The sequence below is a fragment of the Micromonospora sp. NPDC049580 genome (assembly GCF_040675595.1).
GTDB lineage: Bacteria > Actinomycetota > Actinomycetes > Mycobacteriales > Micromonosporaceae > Micromonospora.
In genome coordinates this window covers 1-8,647 of sequence record NZ_JBFAPG010000269.1, presented here as the reverse complement: position 1 = coordinate 8,647, position 8,647 = coordinate 1, and the positions used below count along the sequence as shown (strand labels likewise).

7 protein-coding genes are annotated in these 8,647 nt (G+C 74.8%); all 7 read left to right on the top strand.

Annotated features, from left to right (window positions below):
• Positions 1–442 precede the first annotated feature (442 nt).
• Positions 443–1,627 (top strand): hypothetical protein, encoded by a 1,185-nt coding sequence (locus AB0J68_RS20565; RefSeq protein WP_363939970.1) that lies wholly within the window; start codon positions 443–445, stop codon positions 1,625–1,627.
• Positions 1,628–1,661: 34 nt separating this feature from the next.
• Positions 1,662–4,262 carry a nitrate- and nitrite sensing domain-containing protein gene (locus AB0J68_RS20560; protein ID WP_363939968.1) on the top strand — a complete coding sequence of 867 codons (2,601 nt, stop codon included), beginning with the start codon at positions 1,662–1,664 and terminating at the stop codon, positions 4,260–4,262.
• Complete coding sequence (locus tag AB0J68_RS20555; protein ID WP_007465863.1) at positions 4,259–4,735, top strand: roadblock/LC7 domain-containing protein; 477 nt, start codon at positions 4,259–4,261, stop codon at positions 4,733–4,735. Before AB0J68_RS20560 ends, AB0J68_RS20555 begins: the two co-directional genes overlap by 4 nt.
• Complete coding sequence (locus AB0J68_RS20550) at positions 4,732–5,211, top strand: DUF742 domain-containing protein (RefSeq protein WP_354858044.1); 480 nt, start codon at positions 4,732–4,734, stop codon at positions 5,209–5,211. The genes AB0J68_RS20555 and AB0J68_RS20550 overlap by 4 nt, the downstream gene beginning before the upstream one ends.
• Entirely contained in the window at positions 5,189–5,941 is a 753-nt protein-coding gene (locus AB0J68_RS20545; protein WP_363939966.1) for an ATP/GTP-binding protein, read from the top strand. The genes AB0J68_RS20550 and AB0J68_RS20545 overlap by 23 nt, the downstream gene beginning before the upstream one ends.
• Before the next feature lie 37 nt (positions 5,942–5,978).
• Positions 5,979–6,491 (top strand): hypothetical protein, encoded by a 513-nt coding sequence (locus AB0J68_RS20540; RefSeq protein WP_355064411.1) that lies wholly within the window; start codon positions 5,979–5,981, stop codon positions 6,489–6,491.
• Between the two features lie 36 nt (positions 6,492–6,527).
• Positions 6,528–8,647: AAA family ATPase (locus AB0J68_RS20535; protein WP_363939965.1), on the top strand; the 2,120-nt coding region annotated here is incomplete at its 3' end.

Here is an 8,647-nt window from a genome sequence, read left to right as displayed (position 1 = left end):
CGGCGATCGCGCGGCGGCGGGTGGGCAGGGCACGCCGGAACCACGCGGCCGGCGACGGCGATCTCATGCGGCACACGGTACGGGCCGCAGGCTGAGAGTTGGCTGAGATCCGCCGTACGTCCGTCCGGTTGCTCCGATCGGTGATCCATCCCGGTGCGACCGCGCATCCTCCGGCGCGGCCGGGTGAGTTGAGTTCGGATCCCGTGAATTCCGATCTTCCGCGGATATCCCCATCGATCCCTTCATGTCACACGCATCGACGGGACACAGCGTGCCCGCAACCCCGACGAACGGTGACATCGCTCGAACTGACGCAAAACTGACTCACCGGCAACCGGTCGGCCCCCACAGGGTTCGGTTAGTTTTCCGGTCCGGTGGACGGGACTTGTCGGCGAGCCCGACGCCGCGCTGTTCCCCCGCCCGACGCCGGAGGAGACACACCATGACAGTCCCCGCGCCGCGGGCCCGTCGACGGACGTCCATGCTGGGCCGGTCGTTGCCGCTGCTGCTCATCGTCGCGCTGCTGGCGCCGGTGGGGCTGCTCTTCGCATCCACCTGGCGGCAGACCGGCGACGATCGGAGCCTGGCCGACCGCGAACGGCTCGGCGTGCAGTACCTGCGCGCCCTGGCCCCGGTCACCGAGGCGCTGGTGGAAGCCCAGTCCGCGGCCGTCGCCGGACGCCCCGTCCCGGGCGAGCCGCTGAGCCGCGCCGTCGAGCAGGCCGCCACGGTGGACGCCCGCATCGGCGGGCAACTGCGCAGCCAGGAACGGTGGGCCGGGCTACGGGCCAAGGTGGAGGCGCTGCGCGACCGCAGCCCCGCCGACCCGGAGGCCGCCTACACCGCGTACGGCGAGGTCACCGACCTGCTGCTCGCCCTGCACCGCAAGATCCGGGAGAGCTCGGGACTGGGCCGTGACCCGGGCGCCGACTCGTTCTTCCTGCAGGACAGCGCCGGCGAGGAGCTGCCCGAGGCGGTGGTGGGCGCCGGCCGGCTCGCCGACCTGGGCGCGCTCGCCACCCGACGACCGGCCGCCGAACGGGCCCGCAGCCTCATGGAGCTGACCGGTATGCGGGTGTCCGCCCTGTCGCCGGCCGGGGACGTGGTCGACAACCTGCGCTCCGCCGTGGACAGCTCGGAGAGCACCGACCTGGGCGCCAACGTGCTGACCCCGCTGGACGCCTATCAGCGGTCGGTGGAGGCGCTGGCCCTGTACTCGACCCCGAGCGCCACCGGCACCATCGACCAGGGCCAACTGACCGCTGCCGCACTCAACTCGCGCAACGCCGCGCGGCAGCTCCAGCCGGTCATCCTCGGCGAGCTGGACGCCCTGCTCACCGAGCGGATCGACGGGCTGGCCCGGGACCGCTGGGTGGCCGCCGGTGCGGGCGCGCTGGCCTTCCTGCTGCTGGCCTGGCTCGCCGGCATGCTGGTCGCCGCCGGTCGACGCGCACGTCGGCGGGCCGCCACGTCGGACGCCGGCACCCCCGCCGCCCCGCCGCCCGGCGACCCCTGGCAACCGCCAGCCCCGACCAGCCAACCGGCCGATCCTCGTCCGCTGCAACCGGTCGGCGCGGCCCACGAGCCGGTCCTCGCGCAGTGGGGGCCGTTCGATGCTTCTCGGTAGGCTTCGGATCCGCGGAAAGCTCGCGTTGCTCGTGGTGATCCCCCTGCTCAGCATGGTCGGCCTCGCGGTGCCCGTGGTGCTGGACCGGGTGGCCGCCGCGCAACGCGCCGCCGACATCACCGAGCAGGTGCGGCTCGCCAGCCGGGTCGGCAGCCTCGTCCAGGACCTGCAACAGGAACGCATCCTGTCGGTCGGCTACCTCCTCGGCCGGGTCGAACGCTCCGAGCTGGTCCGCAAGGCCGCCGACGTGGACGACCGGGTGGCCGACCTGCGGGCCGACGGCGGCGACGCGCTGACCGAGCGGGTCGACCACGCGCTCAGCGGGGTGTCCAGCCTCATCGACCTGCGGACGGCCGTGCTGGCCCGAGCCGCGAACCCCGGCCAGGTGATGGACGCGTTCGGCCCGGTCAACCGGGGGTTGATCGAATCGCTGCGGCTGGTCTTCAGCGTGGACACCGAGACGTTGCCGGGCCGCCAGGTGCTCGCCCTGGACGGGCTGCTGCGCGCCGACGAGGGCCTGGGCGCCTGCGCCACCCTGAGCATCCTGGTCAAGGCGATCGGCAGCCCGGACACCACCGCCGGGTACGTGGCGTGCATCGCCGCCCTCCAGGTCGACAACCTGCGCTTCCGCACCCTGATCACGCCCGAGCAGCTCAAGGTGGCCCAGCTCAACGACGCGGCGGTGGCCGCGCGTACCAGCCCCGACTTCCTGATCACCAGCGCCCGGGACCCGGCCGCCGCGGTCCGCGACGTGCCGATGGACGCGCTCTTTCCGGCCGTCCGCACGATGATCCAGCTCGGCCAGTTCGTCGAGAAGAAGCTCGTCGCCGACGTTCTCGCCGAGGTGAAGGCCGACCAGCGGCGGGCGCTGACCGCCGCGTACCTGGTGGGTGCCGCGGCGGCGTTGATCCTGGCGCTGGTGGTGCTGCTCAGCGTGGCGGTCGCGCGGACGGTGGCCCGACCGCTGAGCCAGCTCACCCGCTCCGCCGACCGGGTCGCCCGGGTCGCCGAGGCCGAGCTGGTCCGGGTCACCGACGACGAGACGGAGCACGTCCAGTCGGTCCGGTTGGAGCCGGTGGTCATCCGGTCCAACGACGAGATCGGTGACCTGGCCCGGGCCTTCGACCGGGTGCAGAACACCGCGGCCCAGCTGGTCGAGCGGCAGGTCGCCGGCCGGCGCAACGTGGCGCAGATGTTCGGCCACGTCGGGCGGCGTACGCAGAATCTGGTGAGCCGCCAGCTCGCGCTGATCGACCGGCTGGAGCAGCAGGAGGCCGACGCGGGCCGCCTGGAGCACCTGTACCGGCTCGACCACATCTCCAGCCGGCTGCGGCGCAACGCCGGCAGCCTGGTGGTGCTCTCCGGCTCGGCCGGCGCCGACGCGCACACCGCGCCGGTGCCGCTGGCCGACGTGGTCCGGCTGGCGCTCGGCGAGATCGAGGACTACACCCGCGTCGAGGTGCAGGTGCCGGCGGGCATCGCCGCCGCTCCGGCGGTCGTCGGTGACCTCGTCCTGGCGCTGGCCGAGCTGATGGAGAACGCGACAGTCTTCTCCCCGCCGCACACCCGGGTGCTGGTGGCCGGCGAGACGTCCGGGCGGGGTGCCCGGATCACGGTGGTGGACAACGGCATCGGCATGAGCGAGCAGCGACTGGCCGAGGAGAACGCCCGGCTCACCCGGCGCGAACGCCTCGACCTGGCGCCGACCGAGGTGCTCGGTCTCTTCGTGGTGGGCCGGCTGGCCCGCCGCCACGGCTGGGAGGTGAGCCTCGCCGCCACCGTGGGCGGCGGGGTGACCGCGCAGGTGGAGATCCCGCAGACGTCGCTGGTGCTGCGCCGCGCCGACCGGGCCGGGGCGACGGTCGCCCGGGCAGCCGTGCCGGACCGGGGCCGACGGCCGGCTCTCGACTCCGCCCGCGAAGCCCGCTCCCGCGCCGCCGTCGCGGCACCGGCCGGATTCGACACGGACCTGCTCAGCCGGGCCACCCGCAGCCTGGAGTCGGGCCAGTCCTGGGACGCGTTCGGCGCTCGGGAACCGGTCGACACCGGCGTTTCCGCCGCTACGGCACAGGGTCCAGCCGCCACCGCGGAAAGCCCGGCGACGGCGGCGCCGGGTCCGACCGCCGGCCCCCGGGTCCGGCAGCGGGTGCCCGGAGCCAGCCTCCCCGCCACCGCCGCGCCGACCCGGCCGGTCGACGCCACCGGCGCCGACCCGGACGCCGCTCGCGCGCTGGTCGAGGCGTTCCAGTCCGGCGTACGCCGGGCCGAGCTGAGCGTCCCGCCGGCCGCCGGCCGCCCGGTCGGGCAGTGGTCGATGCGCACAGCCACCGAGCCGGCCACCAGCGCCGGCCCCACGCTGGCGGATCCGAGCGAGACCGTCGACCTGCCCGCCACCCCGGGCGGCCTCGGCCCCACGGTGGCGGACACCGCCGGACTCAGCCGGGGCCGTCCCCGACTGAGCCGCCGGGTGCCCGGCGCTAACCTCACGGTCTCCCCACCCTGCCAGCCGTTCAGCCCGCACCCCGGGGACCCGGCCGAGGTACGCGACCTCATCACCGAGTTCGAGGCGGGCGTCGCCCGTGCTCTCCGCGAAGTCAGCCCAGACCGTCGGAACGAAGAAGGATCATCACGGTGACCAGCCCCTTCCTGCACGACAACGTCGACCACCAGAGCCAGCCCGGCGCCGTCGGGGACCTCAGTCCCGAGGCGCGCACGTTCAACTGGCTGTTGGACTCCTTCACCTCCAGCACGGCCGGGGTGCTGGAGGCGATCGCCGTCTCCTCGGACGGGCTGCTGATGGCCATGTCGGCGATCAAGGACCGCTCCAACGCGGAGCGGCTGGCCGCCGTGGTCTCCGGCATGACCAGCCTCGCCGGCGGCGCGGCCAGCTGGTACGCGCTCGGCGGCCTGAACCGGGTGATCGTCGACATGGCCGACGGCTATCTGCTGATCAGCGCGATCAGCAGTGGCTCCGTGCTCGGCGTCGTCGCCGACCGGTCGGCGAACCTGGGCACCGTCGCGTACGAGATGACGCTCTTTGCCGGTCGGGCCGGTGGTGCGCTGACCCCGCGACTGATCGTCGAGCTGAAGAACGCCGTCCAGCAGTGACCCCCGACGTCGCCGGCGAGGACCCGGACCCGGAGCCCGGGACCCGGATCCGCCCCTACCTGCGCACGCCGCACCCGGGTGGGGGCGGCGCTCCGGCGGCGCCAGAGCCGCAGCCGAGCGGTGGCGGCCCGACAGGTCCGCGGCCGTTCGTGCTCACCTCCGGGCGGGTGGCCGGCGCGGATCCGGCGATCGGGCTGGAGACGCAGGTGACCCTGCGCCCGGACGGCGGCCGGTGGACCGACCCACCGGTCGGCCTGCTGGCGCCAGAACTCCAGGCGATCATCGCGCTCTGCGCCGAGCCGATCTCGGTGGCCGAACTCTCCGCCCGGGCCCGGCTGCAGTTCGGCGTGACCCGGGTCCTGGTCGGCGACCTGCGGGCCGCCGGGCACCTGGACGTGCACGTCACCGACGCCAACGACGCCTTCGACCCCGACCTCATCCTGCGAGTGATTGATGGACTTCGTGCGATCTCCTGAATGGCCGGGCGTCCCGCTCGGAGGGCTCGCCGGCAACAGCGCCACCGCCCGCTACAGCACGGCCCCGGGGACTCCCCCGGCGCTCGGACGGGCCGCGCCGCCGCCGGCGGGGCCGCCACCGCCGTACCGGCCACCGGCCGACGCCGGGCCGACCAACCGGCCACCTGCGGCGCCACCCGTGCCGGTCAAGATTCTCGTCGCCGGCGGGTTCGGCGTGGGCAAGACCACCACGGTCGGGGCGATCTCCGAGATCGCGCCGCTGACCACCGAGGCCGAGATGACCAGCGCCGGGATCGGCGTGGACGACCCGGGCGTACGGTCGAGCAAGACCACCACGACGGTGGCGATGGATTTTGGTTGCGTGACAATCGACCGCAGTCTGAAGCTCTACCTGTTCGGCACCCCTGGGCAGGCACGGTTCGGTTTCATGTGGGACGACCTGGCCCGGGGTGCGCTCGGCGCGCTGGTGGTGGTCGACAGCTCCCGGCTGGACGATTGTTTCCCGGCGATCGACTTCTTCGAGCGGGCCGGGTTGCCGTTCGTGGTCGGGGTCAACGCGTTCGACGGGCGACTGGCCCTGGAACTTGGCGAGATCCGGTGGGCGCTCGCCATCGGCGATCATGTTCCCCTGGTGCAGTTCGACGCCCGGGACCGGCTCTCGGTGCGGGACGCCCTGCTGGTCGTCCTGGACCGGGCGTTGGACCGGGCCACCCGGGACAGGAAGGCCTGAGTCGACCGGCTCCGGCCGTGGCGGGAAGGGGTGATCTGTGAGGGGCGACCTGGACGAGACGCTGGCCCGGTTGGCCCGGCGCGAGGAGGCGCTGCGCCGGCGGGTCACCGATCGGGACGACACCGCGCCACCGCCGGGCCCGACCGCTGGGCAGGGCGCCGCCACGGGTGGGCGCAACGCCGGGCCCGCCCGGCACGATGGGCGGCACGCGGAACGGGAGAGCCCCGGCGACGTCGTCGGGTGGGGTCCGGTCGAGGAGGTGGCCGAGGCGGTCCGCCAGGTCGTCGGCGCACACCCGGGCCTGGCGGTGACCGTCCGCGTCGAGCACGACGGTCGGACGTACCCGCTGCGGGTCTCCTGGGACGGCCCGGACGTCACGGTCGGCCCGGAGCTGCCGGTGCAACCCCCGCCGTCCTGGCCGCTGTCCGGTCGGACGGTGCCGGCGTGGGCACCCGGCCCGGACGGGTTGACCCCGGACCCGGCGGCCCGTCTGGCTGAGCTGATCCGGCGGGATCCGTCGCTGCTGGATGAGTTGGATCCGCGGCGCTGACCGCCCCGACGAGCTGACGGCGGCTACGGTCGGGCGGTGGCCCAACCCGACCTGACCCTGACGGCGAGCCTGCGGCCCGCGGCGCTGGACGCCCGACGGGGCATCGTGCGGCTGCACCCGGAGGCGCTGACCGCGCTGGGGCTGCGCCCCGGCGACCCGGTGCGACTGACGGGCCGCCGGCAGACCGCGGGGATCGTCGCGGCGGCCGGGGCGGGCGCGAGCAGCGCCCTGCTGTACGCCGACGACCTGACGCTGGGCAACCTGGGCCTGCGGGACGGCGCTTCGGTGCGGGTGTCGCCGCTGCCGCTGACCCCGGCGGGCCGGGTCACGCTGACCGGGCCGGTGCAGGTGGTGGCGGCGGTCAGCCCGGAGATGCTCCGGCTCGCCCTGCTCGGCAAGGTGGTCACGGCGGGCGACGACGTGTCGCTGCTGCCGCAGGACGTGCTGCCGGACGCCTCGACGCGCAGCCTCGTCGAGGCGGCCCGGCGCAGCCTCGCCACCACCGTCGGCTTCGCCTGGACCAGCACCCTGCTCACCGTGGTCGCCGTCGAGGAGTCCGCCGGGTCGTTGGTCACCATGGACACGGTGGTCGCCTGGGAGCACGGGCCGGCCACCCACGGCGAGCCCGTTGGGGCGCCTGGGTTCGGCGCGGTTCCGGCAGTGGACGCGACCGGCGACGCGCCGGACGTGGACGAACTGCCCGGCCTGCGGGCCCAGGCCGAGGAGCTGACCGAGCTGTTGGATCTCGGCTTCCACCATCGGGAGGTGCTGGGCCGGCTGGGCACCACCATCTCGCTGGGTGTGCTGCTCTCCGGGCCGGCCGGCTCCGGGAAGTCGGCGCTGGTCCGGGCCGTCGCGGCCCGGGTGGGCGCCCGCGTCCACCCGCTGTGGGCGCCCGAGGTGGCCGCGCTGACCAACCAGGCGGCCGCCGACCGGCTGCGCGCCGCGGCGACGACGGTTCGTGCCGGCGGACCGGCGGTGCTGCTGGTCACCGATGTGGAGGCGTTGGCCCCGGCGGAGGAGCCCGGCCCGCTGGCCACGGTGTTCCGGCAGGTGCTCGCGGAGACCGTCCACGCCGGCGTCGCCGTGGTCTGCACCACCGGTCGACCCGAGGCGGTCGACCCGGCGCTGCGCGCACCGGACCTGTTGTCGCTGCGGATCAGCGTTCCACTGCCCGACCCGGCCCTGCGCCGTGAGCAGCTCACCGTGCTGACCCGGCAGGTGCCGCTCGCCGACGACGTCCGGCTGGACGAGGTGGCCGGGCGTACCCCCGGGTTCGTCGCGGCGGACCTGGCCGCGCTGGTCCGGGAGGCCGGGGTACGCGCGGCGCTGCGGCAGAAGACCGCGCGGACGCCCACGGTGGCGATGGCCGACTTCACCGCCGCCCTGGAGGTGGTCCGGCCGACGACGATGGCCGCGTCCACCCTGGAGCTGGCGTCGGTGACCCTGAACGACGTCGGCGGCCTGGACGAGGTCAAGCAGACGCTTACCGAGTCGGTGCTGTGGCCGCTGACCTATCCGGACACGTTCGCCCGCCTCGGCGTACAGCCACCGCGCGGCGTGCTGCTCTACGGCCCACCCGGCTGCGGCAAGACGTACCTGGTCACCGCGCTCGCCGGGTCGGGGCGGGCGAACGTGCTCTCGGTGAAGGGCGCGGAGCTGCTCTCCAAGTGGGTGGGCGAGAGCGAACGCGCGGTACGCGAGCTGTTCCGCCGCGCCCGGGAGGCCGCCCCGACGCTGATCTTCCTGGACGAGGTGGACGCGTTGGCGCCGGTACGCGGGCAGGCCACCGACGGGGGCACCACGGATCGGGTGGTCGCCGCGCTGCTCACCGAGCTGGACGGGGTGGAGACGCTGCGCAACGTGGTGGTGGTCGGCGCCACGAACCGGCCGGACCTGGTCGACCCGGCGCTGCTGCGACCCGGCCGGTTGGGGCGACTGGTCTACGTGCCGCCGCCGGACGGGCCGGCCCGCGCGGAGATCCTGCGGGCCGCGTCCCGGCACGTGCCGCTGGCGCCCGACGTCGACCTGGCCGCCCTCGGCGCGGAGCTGTCCGGCTTCTCGGCGGCGGACTGCGCGGCGGTGGTCCGGGAGGCGGCGCTCGCGGCGATGCGGGAATCCCTGGCCGCCGCCACGGTCACCGCCGCGCACGTGGC